Origin of the sequence: Mycoplasma sp. CSL7475-4 (assembly GCF_024834065.1) — a bacterium.
Taxonomy (GTDB): Bacteria; Bacillota_I; Bacilli_A; order Mycoplasmatales; family Metamycoplasmataceae; genus Mycoplasmopsis.
Window position 1 is genome coordinate 1 of sequence record NZ_JANUYA010000007.1, and the last position, 19,186, is coordinate 19,186.

Genomic DNA, 19,186 nt, shown 5'->3' on the forward strand with positions numbered 1-19,186 from the left:
CATTTTACGACAAAGTAAAAATTTGAAGCAAAAACCCGACTTTAAATGGTGTAAATTATGAATACTATAGTAAAGATTATGATATTAAAAACTCTTTCCCTGACATTGTAATTAAATACGGCAATCACCAACTTATTATTGAAGTAAAAGATGCTACTAAAGACTACGATAAAGATAAGACTAAAAAAATTGTAGAAGCATATCGTGCTTATATTAACGATCATTCTGACAATAGTTTTATTGTAGCACCTTTAACATTATTAGTTTGCAAAGTTAAAAAAGAAGACTCGCAAACTAATAAAAATGGACAATTGGCCATAACTTTTGAAGGCGCCAGCACAAATGAAATGTTTAATAAGAAAATTAATGATGGCGAATTTGATAAAAAAGGGCTTGCTATAAAAAATATTTTCAAAGATATGTTTGATCTGATCGATGAATTGGATAATAATTTGCAAAATCAATAATTTTTTAAAACTAAGTAAATAAGCAAAATTAAAGCAGGTTAAAAAAGCGAAATAAATAGACGTTTGTTATCTGTGAGTCAATAAACAAAAAGCCGCTTTCAAAAAAAGAAGGGCTTTTTTTGTTTCTTACATAACAAAATTTAAGTGAGATATTTTTAAGGACTTATCTTGATTAGAAAAGTCATATATAAAATGCGACAGTTTTGAAATAGATGATTTAGAAATTCTGAAAATGTTGCCTATATAAAGCTAGCAGCCAGGCTAAGTTTGATAAGTACTTACATACATTTAAATAAAAGTAGTAAATACGCACTTTTTTTAAAAGCAATCATTGAAATTTTGATTAAGAATGCTATAATGTTACTAACAGATTTAATAAAAATGCGTATTTACAATATATTATTAAATGGGGGACTGCGAGAGTGGAAGTACAAAGACCAAGATATTTAAATCAACTTATCGATAAAAAAGATAACGGCAGAGTAAAGATTATTACAGGTATTAGAAGATGCGGAAAATCTTATCTTTTATTCGAGCTATATCGGAAATATTTACTTTTCAGTGGAGTGAGCGAAAATCAGATTATAATGATTGCACTCGATAGTTTAAAAAATATCAAATATAGAAATCCAATAGAACTAGATGATTATTTAAGAGATAAAATACAATATAAAGAACTTAAATATTATATTTTTATCGATGAAATTCAATTTGTAGAAGAAATTTCAAATCCATATTTGCAAGGCACTAACTCAAAGATAAACTTTGTTGATCTGGTACTTGGACTGATGAAAATTCCAAATGTAGATGTATATATTACAGGCAGTAATTCAAAGATGCTTTCATCAGATGTGCTAACGCAGTTTAGGGATCGTGGTGATGAAATAAGAGTATATCCATTTTCATTTGCAGAATTTTATTCGTGTTATGAAGGCGACAAAAGAAAGGCTTTTGACGAATATTGTCTGTATGGTGGTATGCCAATGTCTGTGCAACTTAAAAGTCATGAACAAAAGAGTGAATACTTGAAAAATGTTTTTACAAGCACTTATATTAAAGATGTAATGGAACGCAATAAAGTTCTTAAAGATGCATCTATAATGGATGATTTGTTGGATATTATCTCTTCATCTATTGGTTCTTTGTCTAATCCGACTAAGTTGGCTAATACTTTCATATCAGAAAAGAATATAAAGATATCCCAGTTTACAGTAAGTAATTACTTGGACTACTTTATAAATGCTTTTTTAATTGAGAAAGCCAGAAGATATGATGTGAAAGGAAGAAAATATATATCATCCCCGTATAAATACTATTTTTCGGATATCGGACTTAGAAATGCAAGGTTAAATTTCAGACAAAATGAGCAGTCACATATTATGGAGAATGTCATATATAATGAACTTCGTATGAGGGGCTTAAATGTAGATGTTGGTGTTGTAGAATATAACCATAAAGATGAGAATAAAAAAACGATTAGAAAAAATTTAGAAGTGGACTTTATTATTAATAAAGGAAGTAATAGATATTATATTCAATCAGCACTCAATGTAGATACAAAAGAAAAGCAAATGCAGGAAACGGAATCCTTAAAAAGAACAGGAGATTCATTTAAGAAAGTTGTGATTGTTAGAAATAACATAGTACCTAGATTTGATGATGATGGAATTTTATATATCGGAGTAGAGGATTTTCTCTTGGATGAAAAAGCACTTGATTTATAGAAATAGCATCGTTAGATTTAATAAAAATGTGTGTTTACTAGATGATTTTAAATAAACGCCAGTCTAACTAGCTCAATATTAAATATTTTTTGGGGACTTACTTAATAGTAGGTGCATTTTTCATGCCTATTTTTAAGAAGGAGGTAGACAAGTGGCAAATAGAATAAAAGGTATTAGCGTTGAAATTATCAGCGATAAAACTAAGTAAAACGGTAGCAGTATTAAAGAGGAAATTTCTTTGAATCTATAAAAAATTAACATTGCAAAACGTTATTTTTTTCTACATTTTTTAGATTTTTGATCAATTGCCCTTGTTATAGCAAAATCTATAAAACTCATCCTATCTTTTAATTTCGTTAACTTAAAAATTGTTAAATTTATTAGTTGAATTAAAAAACAACGAATAGCTGAATATATAAAGCTAATTCGTTGTTTTTATATTATTGTCGTTTTTCATAAATCGATAGTATGCTTTTTTAATTTCTTCTTCAGAAAAACCAAAATCGATTTTAAGTATTTCAATGAAATTTTTCATCATAAATAGAAACTGAATTTCATCTGATTCAAAATGTTCGTCAGTATATACAACTGAATATACGATACAGCAGAATACTACATCTAATATTGAAAGTTTTCTCGGTAATATTTTGGGTACTCTTTTTAATTTTTCTAATGTTTGTTGTACTGTTGCAGATACTTTTTTTCTGGTCATTTTGATATTCATTTTAAGAAAATCTATATTAAATTCTTCAGTATTAAAATCAATTATTTCTTCATATGTAAAATATAATAATCTTTTATTTTTTAATTTTACTCAATAAATAATATTGAAAATTCATAACGGAACAATTATTAAAAACCCTGTAAAAGTAAATACATTTACCAGATCTAAGAAAATATCAAATTTTTCTAGTCATTTAAAAACTTCTGATTTCCAAATTAAATTTGGATTAAAGCTGAACTTTTGTACTGTATATGTCGAACTAACTATTATTAATAAAAGCATTAAAGCAAATCAAATTGTTGAAAATGATAGATAGAAAATCATTCTATTTTTTCATGTTTTCAAGTAAATGTTTTTATGCATTGTATAAAGAGTAAATGTATTAAACATCATAACAATAACAGGTATGAGTATATACACTATAAACATTAGCACATACAACATAATATATGTATTATACATTTTATGCATTTTCTATCCTAAACTCCTTTAATTTTGCGAAACAATTATATTAAATAAAAACGTTTTCACATAAAAAATGACTGTGTGATTTGAATTATTCAATTGAAAATTAAATCGTTACGTAAAAATAAGATTAAGCTTATTTTTAATCAATTTAACACAAAAAGGGCCTATAAGTATTGTAAAATCAATAAACATAAACATCTTTAAGTGATGAATATTGACACAAAATAATTCAAAAAGTAAATGAATTAACATCGCAACACTCTTACTTATAGCTATACATACTGGGATATGAATAAATCAATAAATTTGATTGATACTAAGTGAAAAACAACACACTGGCTTTTAACAAAGAATGAATAAAAACAATACAAATAAGCGGCTTTGATATATAATAACAACGCATTAGCCAACAGCTGCTAATTTAGTAGAGGAAAGTCCACGCTGACACTTCCTGCGATGGAAGTAGTGTTCATGCTAAGCTTAATAAGCTTAGGCCAAGACGACTAGTGCCACAGAGACGAGAATTGTGAAACGCGGTAAACTCCATGAGTCAGAAACCCAAATTTTGGTAGGGGAATTCTCTAAAGAAAAATGAATCAATAGGGAGAGCCAGTTGAACTGGTTAGATAAATTGTTGGCACCTTTTAAGGTACAAAACGTGGCTTATAATGCGCACACATGCTATGTGTGTTTTTTTATTTAACTTTTGAAAATTAAAAATATTGCTTATGGAAGCAATATTAGCACTGATTTAGATTGTATTTTTTAGGATTTTGATAAATTCAACAAAATTATCAAACCACATGCAATGGCCAGAATCTTTAATCACGAAACTTGCTACATTAGGATTTAATCTTTTGTAATGTTGCTCGCAATTTTGTACATGCACTATACCGTCATGATCTCCGTTAATTAATATTATTGGTACGTGGCACATTTTAATGCCCTCATCAACTTTAGCTTGGTTTTTTTCTAGCGGCATTTGTTTACCGAAAGCATAAATGACATCTAAACGTTTTTGCATATTTTCATCGGCGAAATATTCTGCTATTTTTTGCATTCTTTCTGTATCGTTTAAAATTAAATCTGTTTTGTAATACAAAATCGGCAATAATTTTTTGTATTGTTCAATATTACGAGGGAAAAATAAAGGTCAATGATGATTGTAGGCTAGCATTGTGCGGTTACTTGGCCCTAAAAGAATAACTTTATTCACTCTTTGATCAAGTTTTCAGGCAACATCCATTGCAATTCCACCGCCCATCGAGTGTCCGATGATCACTAAATTTTGCAAATTATGGTGTTCAATGAATTTAAGGGTAATATCAGCAAAAATATCATTGCTCATATAATTGGCATCAATGTCGCTATTACCGTGACTGGGCATATTTAATGAATAAATATTGTATTCATCCTCAAAAATTGAATAAATTGACTCGTAAAAAGCAAACTCTGATGAATAACCATGCAGTATTAGAATGTTTTTTGCTTTATTATTATTTAAAACTAAGGTTTCAATTTTAATATTTTCATAAATAAAGTAATTTGACATATATCTCCTTTGGAGTAATTATATTTTAGAGTATATGAATGTGTAAATTTTTCCCATAAAATTGTATTTTCTAATACGTTTTTTTAAACTTTAATTTATAATTAAAAAGAATTTTTATAATTCAATTTGATATCAAATAAATACAGTGCTGTGGATTCATTTGGGTGTGCCTCCAGAAAAAGGTGCTAGATGTTGGAAACAGTACGAAGTACAAAACAAACTAAAGGAAATAAAAATATGTCAGATAAAAAAGAACTTTCAACTAAAAAAGTTGAAGAAATCAAAAACCCAATCGTTTCTAAAGATAAATTATTAGAAGCGGGAGCTTACTTTGGACACAGAGCAAGTTTATGAAACCCTAAAATGAAGGATTATCTATATCCACAACTAAAAAGAGGTGTTCACATTATTAATACTTCAGTTACAGTTCAAAGATTGGAATTTGCTTACAATACATTGCAAAAATTTGTAGCTAAAAACCCACGTGCACAATTCATTTTTGTTGGTACTAAAAAACAAGCAAAAGAAACAATTAAAGAAAATGCACTAAGAACAAACAGTTTTTACGTAACAGACAGATGATTAGGTGGTACTCTAACTAACTCATCAACAATTTTTAGCAGAGTTAAAACAATGGAAGCTCTAGAACAAAAAGCAGAAAACAACTTTGAAGGATACGTTAAAAAAGAAAAATTATTACTTCAAAAACAATTAGATAAACTACACAAAAACCTAAATGGTATTAGAAAAATGCGTGGTTTACCTACATTTATGATCGTTGCTGATCCTAACGAAGATGAAATCGCAGTTAAAGAAGCACGTAAAAAAGGTGTAAAAGTTATTGGTATTTTAGACTCTAACTCAAACCCAGATGCAGTTGACTTTGGTATTCCAGCTAACGATGACTCAGCAAAAAGCATTAACTTAATTATTACTATTTTAGCCGATGCTATTGCAACAGCTCGTGGTGGTCAAGCAAAATATGCATACAGACCAGATTCAGAAATTGAATTACCTGTTTATGAATCGGAAACAAAAACAAACAAAAGATGAGAGCGTAAACCATTCGTAAAAAACGAAAACGTTGAAACTCCTAAAAAAACAGAAGACAAAGGAGAATAATTATGGCTAGTCAATTAGAACTAATCAAACAATTACGTGATCGTACCGGTGGTGGTATGATGGACGTTAAAAAAGCTCTTGAAGCTTCAGAATGAGATATTGAAAAAGCAATCGTATGACTAAAAAGCAACGGTAAAATTAAAGCTGCTAAAAAAGCTGGTCGTGTTTCAGCTGAAGGTATTGTAGCGATTGCTCAAGATGCAAAACAAGCAGTTATGCTTGAAGTTAACTCAGAAACAGATTTCGTTGCACAAAACGACGATTTCAAAAAACTTGTTGCAAGATTTACAAACATTTTATTAAATTCATCAGCAAAAACAGTTGAAGAATTTTTACAAGTTAAAGATGGTTATGAAACAGTTGAAGCAATTTTAGAAGAAGCGACAGCAACAATTGGTGAAAAATTATCAATTCGTCGTTTCGAAAGATTTACTGTAAATGAAGGTGAAACAATTGGTGCTTTTGCTCACGTTAACGGTCAAATTGCTGCCCTAGTTAAAGTTAAAGGTTCAGGTGATGAAGTTGCTAGAAATGTTGCTATGCACTTAGCCGCAATGAAACCAGAATATATCTTCGTATCAGAAGTTCCAGCCGAAAGAATACAAACATTTAAAGATGAATTTGTTAAACCTGATAACTTCGATAAAAAACCAGAAAATATTCAAAAAATGATTATGGAAGGTTCTCTAAACAAAAAATTATCAGAAGTTGTTCTTGTTAAACAAGGTTTCATGATGGAAGAAAGCGTTTCAATTGAAAAATACTTAGCTAACAATAAATTAGAATTATTAAAAGCAGTTCGTTTTGCTGTTGGTGAAGGTATTGAAAAACAAGAAGGCGATTTTGCTGCTGAAGTTGCTGCACAAATGGCTTCTGCAAAATAATAAAAAATATCCTGCACTCAGGATATTTTTCTTACAAATTAATTTATCAACAACTTATGCTTGACGATTAAGACTTAATTTAAGGAACAAAAGTAAAAACAAACAATATTAAATAAGTAAAAATCTATTAAAATTGAACATTTTAAACATATAACATTTAGTTATGGATAAATTAATAGAAATGAAAACGGAAAATAGATCTTTACCGGTTTTAAAACCTATAGCATTTTTACCAGACTTTATAAATAAATTAAAAGGAGAAAGTTTAAAGTCTAACGTAATTATGCTTGTTGCCGAGGATGAAGATGATATGTTCTTTGTTGCTTGTGAAAAAGAATGAAAGCCAGAATATGATAACAACCAAGATTATATAAAAATTAAAACAGCTGAAGGCGTGTGTGAAGATGGTAACATAAGGGAAATCACCTTGGCACAAGCAATTGACATCAGCACTATCTTTAAAATGAATTATTTCGAGTTAGTCAAAAATCTAGTTAGTGAACCTGATTTTGATGCTGAACCATATTTGGGCATAAACAACCAGTTAGAAATCGTCGACAGAATTAGCAAAAAGTTAAGTCAAGCAAGCGATTTACCAAAACTTGTAGTTATCAGGAAAGCTAAAAAAGCACATGATAACAAACATGGGGTATTACATTCTTAGTAAAAAAATTAGCGTACTCGCTAATTTTTTGTTTATTTTTATAGAATAAAGTTTTAAATTTCTAAATTGTCAAGGTTAGGCATTAATGTAAAAGCCTGTGCTTCAGGGCCGGTGTGTATTGCTATTACCGATGAGTTTAATTTTTTGTTTGCAAATTCTATACCTTTTTGTTTAAATGATTCAGCAGCTAATGAATTGAATTCTTCGTCAATACCATTGATAGTGAATATTTTATATTGCTGAGTAATTTCTTTTGTATCTAAACCGGTAAATTCTTCGAATTTAGCAATAATTTGTTTAATAACTCCTTTAGGACCACGCCCGACACCACCAGTCGATGTACCTTCTAAATCAAATTTAACATATGGCAACAACTTTACAATTGACATTGCTCCAAGCATAAATTTCTTAAATGAACTTACACGGCCGCCTTTAACTAAATAGTGAATATTTTTAGGAACAATAAAAGTTAATGATTTTTGGTTAATTTCTTTAATTTTTTCAATCAATTTATTGATATCTTGGTGTTTTTCGAAGTATTTGCTTGCAAATTTTGCAACCTCTAGATACTGGTCAGCAACAAACGAGTTATCAATAATATGTAGATTTTTAAATTCCTCTAAAAAATTAGATGCAGCACTACTTGTTGAAGACAATTTATTTGAAATAGGTAAATAAATAACTTCGTCATATTGTGAGCACATTTGACCAAAAACCTCCGCAAATGTAGCCATATACGGTAATGAGGTTTTAATGTTTTCGGTTTGAGCTATTTTTTTCAATAATTCACGACGATCAACATCAATACCGTCTAAATATGTTTCATTGTCTATTTCAGTGATTAGCGGAATATAACCGTAGCCCATCTCTTGTAATTCATTTTTTGTTAAACACACAAATGAGTCGAAGATAAATCCAATCTTTTTCATTTTGCCTACTTTCTAATATTTGCTTTATTATAATATGTTATTTATATTTATTGTTATAAATATATTCAATGCCTAATTTTTCTATGTAATAATGATCAATATCTTTAGGTAAATTTTCTCAATAAATATTGACATTATCAAAATTTTTTATCGTTTTTGTAAAATCTACTAATTTTAAAAATGTTTCAGTATCATTCAAGATTTTTTCTGTTAATTTTGCTGATATTACATAATGCTTAATTTTATCTTGTGTTATATATTCTTTCAATTTGCTATTTATATGATCGACATAAAGTCCTATATTGATATTTTCGTATTGTGCAACTTGTTCTAATATGGCTTCTATATCATTAAAATTAAAATCAAAACTTTGGTGACGCAAAATAAATAATGTGTTGGGTCTTGCAAACTTTTCAAAATCATTGAGTAAAACTGAGTCGCTTGTGATTATTAATAAATTGACTGTGTTTTCTGAAGTATCTATTTGATATTTCAACGATGCAAGATCGTATTTGTTTTTAATAAAATCAATTTGATTCAAGAAATCGACATCATCAAAATTGATTCCGGCAATTTTTGCTAATGATACACTGTAATTCTCAGTGCTATTTTTTTGACTCACATCTAAAATTGGAGTGTATTCTTTAACGAAGCTACCGATGTCAATTTTTTGTTCAAAATCAGTATTTTTTACAATAAATTCATTGAATTTATCAGTATCAATAGTGTTTTGATTTGGAGTTAAAAAAGTATTTACAATTAAATTTTGTTTTGTCGATTTTAGTAATGCGTATTTTGATTGCATAAGATAATCGGTTAAGTTTTTTAAATCTTGAGGTCATAAACCGCTAACTAAAGTAGCAGTCTTGGCCAGTGAATTAAATTCTAAATTATCGCTCAGTTTATTTATTCTTTTAAGTATAAACTTTTCAATAGTTTTTAATTTGGAAGGTGATTTTATAGAATCAAAAACTAGAAATAATATTCCTTCTCAAAATAAAAATTTAACTTCACGAGATCTGATGCCGAATAATTTTAATAATTTATCTCAAATTGTATTGTTTTGTGGCTCATTTACTGTGCGTTGTGGGTTTATGGCAACAAAAGAAATCAATTTTGTTTTATTATCTCTTAATAATTCTTGCACATTGGCAACGTAATTGTTTTGTTTGCGAGAAATAGGTTTAAGTTCGCTTTTTTTTCAATGAATAGTTATGATAAACTCATCGCTATTTCCGTAACGTACTAGCTTGATACATGAATTTATCTTTTTCTTGTCATGATTGTTATTCTGTGTTGATTTTTTTAAAAGTGAATTTAGCGTTAAATTTACGTCCGGTTGTTGCTCAACTAATATTTTATTAATTTGGCTAACCACCGATTCACTTAAATGGAAATATAAGGTATTTATTTTGTAAAACTTATTTTTCAGAATAACATCATTACCATAGTCAAATGATAAGCCCGAATTTTTTTGTACGGAAGTGATTCTAATTAGGGAGCGATTTTTTATGTGGTATTTAAAGATAACAAATCCACGGTTATTATTTTTTTTATTTTTGGCAAATATGTAATATAAAGAAATCGCAACAATTGCCATCACGAAAATAAATATAAATAAGGAAATGAATAATATTTTGCTATCTATATAAGCATTTATTTTATTTGTCATCATTACCTATGTGTCGTAGCAATCTGATACCTAAAAAGTATCTGTCAATTGTTTTTTCATCGCCACTTGGTCTAAATTTAATAGTTAATGTTGAAGGGCTTGCCACCAAAACGGTACCTTCACCAAAGGAAGGATGAGAAACAATATCACCCACAATGATTCGTGAGTTAATACGTTTAATTTCCTTTTCATCAGTTATTTCCTCAGCAACGTAATCTTTAGCTAGAATATGAGCATCAGAGTTAATACCTAATTCTTTAATAAATTGTGATGGTTTTTTCTGAATACTTTTGTTTTTGCCGATCTGGAAATTACCAGCAGAGTCAGAAATGAATAAGCGTTTTTTGGCTCTAGTTAGAGCTACATATGCTAGACGTCTTTCTTCTTCTAATGATTCTGCATTGTCGCTTTTTAAGACATTAAAATGTGGAAAGACATTTTGTGACATACCTACTATAAAAATATTTTCAAATTCCAAACCTTTAGCCGAGTGAACTGACATAATAGTTACATAGTTATTTCCGCTGTCAAATTCATCGCCGTTAGATAGTAATGATACTGATTCTAAATAATCTCCAACTTTTTTATCAGGGTTATTTTGCTCTCATGATTTGATTGAATGCAGTAATTCATAAATGCTTTCTTTACCCTCGCCTTTTAAATTAACATCGCTAGCAATGTATTCAAAATAGCCAATATTTTCTAGCATTTTTTGTAAAACAACGTGTATTTTATTATTTTCTAGAGCTTTGTGATACATATTGATTGCGTTAACAAAAAGCACAATGCGACGTTTAATATATTTGGATGTTGGTAAATCCATATAGTGTTTATTTAAAGTTTCTCAAAGCGACATGTTTTTTTCTTTGGCAAACTTTTGTAAATTAGCAAGTGTTTGATTATTAATTTTACGATTTGGAGTATTAATGACACGTAATAGAGATAATTCTAAATAATCGTATGCTAATCTTAAATATGCTAAAGCGTCTTTAATTTCACGACGTTGATAGAATTTTTGACCGTTTAATATTTTGTGATTAATATTTTCGTCGCTTAAAGCCTGTTCTAGATAAATTGTGTAATTATTAGTTCTTGAAAAAATAGCAATGTTTTTTAATTGAATTTTTTGTTTTTTTAACGAGTTAATTTCACGAACTACTCATTGTGCTTCAGCCTCAGGGCTATGAGCATGCATATAAGTAATTTCAAAACCCTCATCATCGCTTGTACTGATTAAATCTTTACTAAATCTTTTTTTGTTGTGTTTGATTAATTTATTAGCAGCGTCTAAAATTTTTTGAGTGGAACGGTAGTTTTGATTTAATACGATTGTTTTTGAATTTGGAAAGTCTTTTTCAAAGTCAAAAATAGTTTGCGAATCAGCACCTTTTCATGTGTAAATGGTCTGGTCAGGATCACCTACTATTGTCAACATTGTATTTGCTCCGGTGATTTTTTTAACAATTTCGTATTGAATACGAGAAATATCTTGAAATTCATCAACCATCACATACGAAAATTTATCAGCTCATTTTTGGGCAACTTCAGGAAATTTTTCAAAAAGTAAATTAGTTTTAACAATTAAATCATCAAAATCTAAACTTCCATAGTCTTGAAGATATTTATTGTAGTTTGTGTATATTTTAGCAATCTTTTTATTGTAAATATCGCTAGAATCTTTATCTAAAGATTTTAAATGTGCGATAAGTTCATCTTCATTGAGGTTGTTAAATTTAGCATACGAAATAATATCTCAAATTACACTTTCACTTTCGGGAGTAGGGTCGGTAGATTGATCACCCATCTCTTCTATAATTCTTTTTAAAATTGCTTTTTGGTCAATTAAATCTAATATTTGGAAACCTTTTTTAATTCCTAAATATTCAGAATCCTCACGTAAAATTTGCGAACAAAGTAAATGAAATGTTAAAGCTTGAAATTTTCCATCACTTGGGTTGATGTAATTTTTGATTCTTTGTGTCATTTCATTTGCAGCTTTATTGGTAAAAGTAAGTGCAACTATTTTAGAGGGCGAAACATTCATTTCTGTAATTAAATAGGCGATTTTACGTGTTAATACACGTGTTTTACCCGACCCAGCTCCAGCAATAATACGCAATGGCGAGTCAAAGTGAAATAGTGCTTCTTCTTGTTCTTTGTTTAATTCAGATAAAATCATTTCTCTTCTAGTCATTTTTGTCCTCCATAAATATTATTTCTATTTTTTCAACCTTAGATGGAATAAGTTTGATTTGCTTTAATTTGTCGCTTTGCGTATAGTGTTTGATGTAAGCGATACGATAATAAAAAATTCTTTCGAATAACCCACTGCGTTTTTTAGATGCTAAAATCAATCCGTAATTCAATAAAATAAACATCGTTCATGCTCCGCTTAAGACCGAGACAAGACGTGCTAAGAAAACTAGATTTCACTTTAAGTTATTTAATTGTGTAATATCTGATATATATAAATTTTTAACCTGTGAAGGTCAAATGCCAACTAGCATAAGTAGTACTATTAAGGAATAAAAAGCAAAACCGGGACTAAAAATTATTAAGCACTTTACTAATTTGTGTTTTTTAGTCTTCGGAAGAACTTGTAAGCGTGAAACGAGTAATCCGATTGTGCGGTAGTTCCAAAAATAAGGAATTACGATGAATAAAATAGCATTAATTGCTCACGAAAATACTAAAAATGTATACCATGAACTTATCTTGATTTGATTGTCAATTGAATTTAAATTCAGTAATTTTCACAGTCCGATTGTTAATAGTGAAAAGAGCAAAAAATCAATTAAATTAGCAATGAAACGACGCCAAAATGACGCATTTTTGTGTAATAATTTAGTCATTAAAGATTTTTATAAATTTGAACAGCGGTTTCCAAATCAGGTAAATTTCTTAAATATTCAGCTTCTTTATTAATTTTGTTTACATAGTTATTTGCTAGAAAAATCTGGAAATTTTCTTCGTGGTAATCTTTCAAAAATGTGTAAAGATCATTTAAAAATTTTTCACCACGTTTTTCGTTGTATTTTTTACGTGAATCAAAAATGTAATGCAACACTTTAAATACTGAAAATTCTCTTGAATTTAAAAAGCCTAGTAAAACAATTTGTAAAAAGTAGAGTTTTGCGTATGTAATTTCGGAAAGCAAATCTAAATTGTTAGTTGTGATGAAATTCTCAATTATTTTGAATTGTGTTAAAAAGTTGTTTGGGGCAAGTCAAGTTGATGATGAAATGTGTTCTTTAACAGGAGAAACATTTCAATACATATACGAACTAGCATTGACTAGTAAAACATATAGTAATTCAGTTGCAAACTTAGTGTCGTTCATTTCTTTAACACGATAGTTTATAAATTGTTCAATAAAACTCTTTTTAAATACCTTGTTAAAAATGAATGGAAAAGCATAGGCAACGAATTCTTGACTCTCTTTTTTATTGATTAATGTGTTAGTGTTAATTCTTGGTTGTGGGTGTCACTTAATTGAACCGGTTAAATTTGGTCTAAATTCCAAAATTTGTGGTTGATTATCAATTAATTTGTTGGTTAGAATTCTTACAAAATTCTTTTTAATTACTGAGTCAGGACTCAAAACATATACATACTGATTTTTAACTAAATGCAAAGCGGTTATAATGTCGCTTTGTATACTTTTTCGTTTTTGGTTAAAAACAACTTTAACCCTAGAACCAAAAAACTCAACAACGCTCTCAATGACTGAATACATTTTTTTGTTGGCTTTTGAAACCACAAAAATAACTTCAAAGTCCTGATTGTTTTGGTTGCGCAAAACATCAGAAATATATTCAAGTTCTTTTCAATCCATTATTGATGGGGTTATGATTGATAATTTCATACAAACTCCTTTAACTACATTTTTATGTTGCCAGATGTACGAGGGTAAGGGATTACATCACGAATGTTATCAACACCAGTAACAAACATGACTAATCTTTCAAAACCAACGCCGAAACCACTTGAACCTGAATCACCAAAGCGTCTTAAATCAAGATATCATTGTAATTCTTCTTGACTAATACCGACTTCTTTGGCTCTTTGTAATAATTTATCGTAATTAACTTCACGTTGGCTACCACCTATTAATTCGCCAATTCCTGGAACTAGCAAGTCAAAAGATGCAACTGTATTATCATCATTTTGGTGCATATAAAATGCTTTGAATTCTTTAGGGAAATTGATGACAGCAACTGGCCCTTTAGCAACATTAGATGCTAGATATTTTTCGTGTTCGGTTGCAAAATCTAAACCGAATTTAATGTCTTGCTCTTCAAAAATATTTTTTACTTTTTCTAATTCTTTTAACGCATCACGATAATCAATAATAGCCAATTTAGTGTTGATAAATTTATTTAAATTGTTCAGTAATTCACTGTCAACATTTTCAACTAAAAATTTAAATTCTTCAGGATGGGCATCAATTGTGTTTTTGATAACAGTTTTAAGAAAATCATCGGCTAAATTGATTATATCTTTCAACTCATAAAAAGCAACTTCTGGTTCAATCATTCAAAATTCAGCTGCGTGTTTTTTTGTATTTGAATGTTCAGCTCTAAATGTTGGCGCAAATGTATAAACTTTTTTAAATCCAATCGCATAGCTTTCAGCATGTAATTGACCAGTTACACCTAAAGTTGCTTTTTTGCCTGCACCAAAAAATGGGTTTTTAGAATTTGAATCATTGACCTCGAATGTTTCACCAGCACCTTCACCATCGTTAGATGTAATAATTGGTGCATTAAAGTATAAAAAGTTATTTTTGGCGAAATATTGATGTACTTGTAAGGCTAGTGTTGATCTAATAAGCATTACTGTTCTTAGTAAATTTGTTCTATGTCTTACGTGTGGAATTTCTCTTAAAGTTTCTAAATTGATTGCTTGTTTTTGAATAGGATAATCTAAATCAGCATCTCTTAAAAGAACAAATTCTTCACCAACCAATTCCATAGGTTGTGGAGCATTAGGGGTTAAAACAACTTCACCTTTAACCTCAATCGCAGCACCTAAATGAATTTGTGCTAAGGCATCAAAATCAAAATTAGTGCCTTTTAAAGTGACTTGTAAGTTTTGAACTGTTGAACCATCGTTGATTTCCATGAATCTAATTTTTTTATTACCTCTATTAGCAACTACTCAGGCATGTAAAACAATTTTTGAGTTGGTTAAGTTAGCTCGATCTGAAAATAACTCTTTGATTGTAAATTCTCTTTGTGACATATATCTCCTTGTCCGTAGTTTTTTTGACAATTTAAATTAAATGTTGGTTAGCAATATAGTTGAATAAAGTAAAAATTTATTACTTTTAAACTTTATTTTCCTTTTGATAAAAATAATTCGTGTTCGTTAATATCAAAATTGAGCTAAAAATTCCAACATATGCTTTTCTCTGTTTTAATGAATTGCACAACAATTAATGTTTTTACTAAAATGATTTAAAATATTTAAAATCGCTTAATAACAACGCTTATGCTTATAATGTTTATCATTAAATAATAAAATTATATTTATAACATTTATAAATATATTTAATTATACTAAATTTAACGCTTTGTCGTATTAATTGACAGAGCGTTTATATATTTTTTCAATATTTTAGTGTAAAAAATTCATTTTTTCAATCCAGTATTGAAAAAATGAATTAATTATTGTTTGCATCTAGATGAAAATTTTTAAAGATGCGAATGTGATGGCAAAAACGACTAATATTGAAATAAGTTCGGAAATAGAATTTAGTAAAACTAATGATAAATCAGAAGGATCTTTTCTTTTTACAACATAAATAATTGGAATTAATGCTGAAATAAATTGTACTAAAGTCATCGATATAACTAAGGCAATCGAGATTCCGGCAATAATTGACCATGATGCGACTGCGAATTTAGCCAAATCACCTGTCGCTGCCAAAAATATGCTCATACGTCCAACATTAACTAACGCTAGACATAATCCGAATGTAAAGCCGACTATAGTTTCTTTAAATAAAACTTTTTTGTAGTCCCCTCGTTCGAGTAAATCCATTGTGAAAGCTCTTTTGATAGTTATATTTGTTTGCGTACCACCATTTCTGATGACAGTATTTATAGTTGGGATAAATATTGCAAAACTTATACTTAAACTCAATGTTGATACAATCAATTTATTGGTTACTAAAGAAAATACATTCTTCAACATGAAATATCCAGCTATTTCTAATAAAGTTGAGAATAATAATATAACAATGCCTCATAAAATTCTATGTTTTAAAATTGAATATCAAGGAGTTTTTAAGTAATCTTCGGCCTCAGATGCTTTTGAATTAATACCGGCCATTTTGTATAAGTCTTCAGTTGCCGCTTCGTGAATAACATCAATTACATCGTCACTAGTTATCATCCCAATTAGTCTTTTATCCTGGTTAGTAACCGGCAACACTGACATATCATGTTCACTAAAAATTTTGGCTGCCTCTTCTTGTTTATCATTGGCCAAAATTGAAGTCACGGGAGAATAAATATCATCAATTTTGGCATTTGCATCAGCAAAAACTATCTCTTCCAATGTCAACACACCTAATAGCTTTTGAGTAGCATCAACAACATAATAGTAATGAACTAACTCAGCTTTGTTTTTTGAATAATCACGTTTGATTTTAAATAGAGCTTGTTCACAAGTGTATGTGTTTTGAATTGATGAAATATCAATACTCATAATGCTTCCAACTTCATCTTCTGCATAACTGAGTATTTTGTTTATTTCATTGCGTTTTTCTTGTGGTGTGTAAGCAATAATTTTACTTGTAACATTAGCAGGCAATTCTTCTAAAACATCTGCTAATTCATCGCTTTGTAATTCCTGAAGCATTTTCATACTTCATTCTTCAGTAAAACCTAATGCTAGTTGTGTTTGATGTTCAGTCTCTAAATATGAAAAAACTTCGGCTGCATCAGGTGTTTTTAACATTCTTAAAAATGTAATTTGTTCATCATGACTTAACTCTTCGAGTGCATCGGCGATATCAGCATTAGGTACTTCGTCAATCAAGTTGCGTGCACCTTTAATGTCTTTAGCTTCAACAATAAGTTTAATATCATTTTGAATCTGTTTTTCTTCGTTTTGTGTCATTCTAATCCTTCAAATATTTTATAAGTTGCTCTTGAAATTGTTCAAGTCTAACTTTGAAAAAAGTTCCGTTTTTAACAAATCTAACGTCCCCTGTTTCTTCGCTAACAATTATAGTCAGTGCGTCACAGACTTCGCTAATACCAATTGCCGCTCGGTGTCTAGCTCCATACTGATTATCTATTGATTTTTTAGAAATTTTATAGAAAGTTGCTGCATAATGAATCTTATTATCACGAATTATTACAGCACCATCATGAAGGGGCGATTCCTTATTAAAAATCGCTATCAATAGTGAAGAACTAATGTCAGCATCTAAAATTAAGCCATCAGTTCTTAAACCATCTAAATTATCTGTGTTCTCTATTGTGATTAAAGCTCCTGTTTTTGTTTTTGAAAAATGTTCAACAGCTTCTCTTAGTTGATTAATTAATCTAATTTGCGAACTACTACCAAGTTTATCAAAGCGTTTTTTTGCAAATTTTGTTTTTGATAAATCAATGATTTTAGGCAAAATTATCAATAAAAGAACAACGATTATTAAAGAAAATGTTAAATATAAAATAATATCGTTAACATTCATTAAATTATTTTTGTTATTCATTGTCGATTCCTTTTAGTTTTCAATTCTTCCGATAAAAATAGCAACAACTAACAATATAACAATAATAGCGATTGAAGAAAAAATAGCAATGTATTTTTGAATGGTGCGTTTTTTCAACTCTTTGGCGTCAATTTTACCTTGATTTAGTAAACATTCCGCATTGTCACAAGCATGTTCTTGCATATTGTTTTGCTCAACCAATGCAGGATTTTGTAATAATAATTTATTTTCCTCGTAAAGTTTAAGCAATTCTTCGCGTCTTTTTTCAATTTTTTCTTTTGAAATCAAAGGATCTCTTTCGGTGTAAGCCATTTAGCCTCCTATATCAATACATATAATTATTATATTATATAACTAAATTTTAAATATTAATTATAGTATTGATTGAAGTGTGGTATATAGTCATTTTTGACTAATTTACTGAATTTCTAACTGAAAAAAGATAATTTCATTGCAAAAAAGTAATATAATTTTGCAATGAAAAAAGAATCATTATATTGAGACGGTTATTTTATTGCTCTAGCAAAAGTATCAGCAATGAGATCAAAAGACCCAAGCACAAAGGTGGGTGCTTGCATTATTGACGAAGATAAAAAAGTAATTGGATTAGGTTATAACGGAATGCCTGGTGGAATCGACGAGGCATTCCCATGAAATAGATCTGACGACAGCAATAAAGTCGGTAAAACTAAATATCCTTATGTGGTACACGCTGAAGTTAACGCAATAATTAATGCCTTTGGTAAAACTAAAGATGCGATTTTATACACTTCTCTTTATCCATGTTCAAATTGTGCCAAAACAATTGTGCAAGCTGGAATTAAAGCTGTAATATACGAAAACGATAAGTATCACGATACAGAAGATGCACAAATTGCTAGATATATTTTGCAAAGTTGCAATATTGAAACAAGACAGTTAGAACTAGAAACTACCGTTGACGTCAAAGTCGGTGACAAAGACTTCATCATCTAAAACATCACAAAATAAGGACTAATTCGCTTATATATGGTAATCATTCCTTATTTTTTTTTATCTTTTTTTTAAAAAAAATTAATTTATTTTTAATAATCTATAATAAGCATGTAACGATACTATAAGGTAATGTTACACAAACAAAAAACCGGAAACACAAATTTTGAACATTTTCATTTTTTTATCCAAAAAATAATCATTAAACTTCCCCCTTTGTTGTTTAATGAATAGATAAATATTTATAATTTTAATAAACGGAGAACCCCAACTCCGTTT

The 19,186-nt window shown here is 29.1% G+C and carries 17 protein-coding genes and 1 other RNA gene; 7 read left to right on the forward strand and 11 right to left on the reverse strand.

The window, feature by feature from the left end:
- Both NXS15_RS02980 and NXS15_RS02985 read left to right on the forward strand, forming a co-directional pair.
- On the forward strand, window positions 1–467 hold a 467-nt coding region (locus NXS15_RS02980), incomplete at its 5' end, for a hypothetical protein (protein WP_396888606.1).
- Window positions 468–889: 422 nt separating this feature from the next.
- Window positions 890–2,191, forward strand: a complete 1,302-nt coding sequence (locus tag NXS15_RS02985; RefSeq protein WP_259290381.1) for an ATP-binding protein — start codon at window positions 890–892, stop codon at window positions 2,189–2,191.
- A gap of 421 nt (window positions 2,192–2,612) precedes the next feature.
- On the opposite strand, the gene NXS15_RS02990 is transcribed toward NXS15_RS02985, so the two are convergent.
- A complete protein-coding gene (locus NXS15_RS02990; RefSeq protein WP_259290382.1) occupies window positions 2,613–3,308 on the reverse strand; it encodes a hypothetical protein in 696 nt (231 codons plus the stop codon).
- 473 nt (window positions 3,309–3,781) lie between these two features.
- Here NXS15_RS02990 and rnpB point away from each other — a divergent pair.
- An RNA gene (gene rnpB / locus NXS15_RS02995) (RNase P RNA component class B) lies at window positions 3,782–4,053 on the forward strand.
- Window positions 4,054–4,134: 81 nt separating this feature from the next.
- Here rnpB and NXS15_RS03000 read toward each other — a convergent pair.
- Window positions 4,135–4,935 (reverse strand): alpha/beta fold hydrolase, encoded by an 801-nt coding sequence (locus tag NXS15_RS03000; protein WP_259290383.1) that lies wholly within the window; start codon window positions 4,933–4,935, stop codon window positions 4,135–4,137.
- A gap of 189 nt (window positions 4,936–5,124) precedes the next feature.
- On the opposite strand from NXS15_RS03000, the gene rpsB reads away from it, so the two are divergent.
- From rpsB to NXS15_RS03015, 3 genes are all read left to right on the forward strand, one after another.
- The gene (gene rpsB / locus NXS15_RS03005; protein ID WP_259290384.1) at window positions 5,125–6,057 is read left to right on the forward strand and encodes a 30S ribosomal protein S2; all 933 of its coding nucleotides are present in this window, start codon (window positions 5,125–5,127) and stop codon (window positions 6,055–6,057) included.
- 2 nt (window positions 6,058–6,059) lie between these two features.
- Window positions 6,060–6,941, forward strand: a complete 882-nt coding sequence (tsf, locus tag NXS15_RS03010) for a translation elongation factor Ts (RefSeq protein ID WP_396888607.1) — start codon at window positions 6,060–6,062, stop codon at window positions 6,939–6,941.
- 163 nt (window positions 6,942–7,104) lie between these two features.
- Complete coding sequence (locus NXS15_RS03015; RefSeq protein WP_259290385.1) at window positions 7,105–7,605, forward strand: hypothetical protein; 501 nt, start codon at window positions 7,105–7,107, stop codon at window positions 7,603–7,605.
- A 53-nt stretch (window positions 7,606–7,658) separates the two neighbouring features.
- On the opposite strand, the gene NXS15_RS03020 is transcribed toward NXS15_RS03015, so the two are convergent.
- The 9 genes from NXS15_RS03020 to NXS15_RS03060 form a co-directional block, all read right to left on the reverse strand.
- A complete protein-coding gene (locus NXS15_RS03020; RefSeq protein ID WP_259290386.1) occupies window positions 7,659–8,534 on the reverse strand; it encodes a DegV family protein in 876 nt (291 codons plus the stop codon).
- 37 nt (window positions 8,535–8,571) lie between these two features.
- Entirely contained in the window at window positions 8,572–10,209 is a 1,638-nt protein-coding gene (locus tag NXS15_RS03025) for an MHO_4530 family protein (RefSeq protein WP_259290387.1), read from the reverse strand.
- Window positions 10,196–12,400: an ATP-dependent helicase gene (locus NXS15_RS03030; protein WP_259290388.1), complete on the reverse strand. Its 2,205-nt coding sequence runs from the start codon at window positions 12,398–12,400 to the stop codon at window positions 10,196–10,198. The genes NXS15_RS03025 and NXS15_RS03030 overlap by 14 nt, the downstream gene beginning before the upstream one ends.
- Window positions 12,393–13,058 carry an RDD family protein gene (locus NXS15_RS03035; RefSeq protein WP_259290389.1) on the reverse strand — a complete coding sequence of 222 codons (666 nt, stop codon included), beginning with the start codon at window positions 13,056–13,058 and terminating at the stop codon, window positions 12,393–12,395. Before NXS15_RS03035 ends, NXS15_RS03030 begins: the two co-directional genes overlap by 8 nt.
- Window positions 13,058–14,071: a glycosyltransferase gene (locus NXS15_RS03040; protein ID WP_259290390.1), complete on the reverse strand. Its 1,014-nt coding sequence runs from the start codon at window positions 14,069–14,071 to the stop codon at window positions 13,058–13,060. The genes NXS15_RS03035 and NXS15_RS03040 overlap by 1 nt, the downstream gene beginning before the upstream one ends.
- A gap of 14 nt (window positions 14,072–14,085) precedes the next feature.
- Window positions 14,086–15,450, reverse strand: coding sequence for an asparagine--tRNA ligase (asnS, locus tag NXS15_RS03045; RefSeq protein ID WP_259290391.1), 1,365 nt, complete (start codon window positions 15,448–15,450; stop codon window positions 14,086–14,088).
- 438 nt (window positions 15,451–15,888) lie between these two features.
- Complete coding sequence (mgtE, locus tag NXS15_RS03050; RefSeq protein WP_259290392.1) at window positions 15,889–17,334, reverse strand: magnesium transporter; 1,446 nt, start codon at window positions 17,332–17,334, stop codon at window positions 15,889–15,891.
- A gap of 1 nt (window position 17,335) precedes the next feature.
- Window positions 17,336–17,935, reverse strand: a complete 600-nt coding sequence (locus NXS15_RS03055; protein WP_396888608.1) for a diadenylate cyclase — start codon at window positions 17,933–17,935, stop codon at window positions 17,336–17,338.
- 12 nt (window positions 17,936–17,947) lie between these two features.
- Complete coding sequence (locus tag NXS15_RS03060; protein WP_259290393.1) at window positions 17,948–18,247, reverse strand: hypothetical protein; 300 nt, start codon at window positions 18,245–18,247, stop codon at window positions 17,948–17,950.
- A gap of 165 nt (window positions 18,248–18,412) precedes the next feature.
- On the opposite strand from NXS15_RS03060, the gene NXS15_RS03065 reads away from it, so the two are divergent.
- Window positions 18,413–18,910, forward strand: a complete 498-nt coding sequence (locus NXS15_RS03065) for a dCMP deaminase family protein (protein ID WP_259290394.1) — start codon at window positions 18,413–18,415, stop codon at window positions 18,908–18,910.
- Window positions 18,911–19,186: the final 276 nt, after the last annotated feature.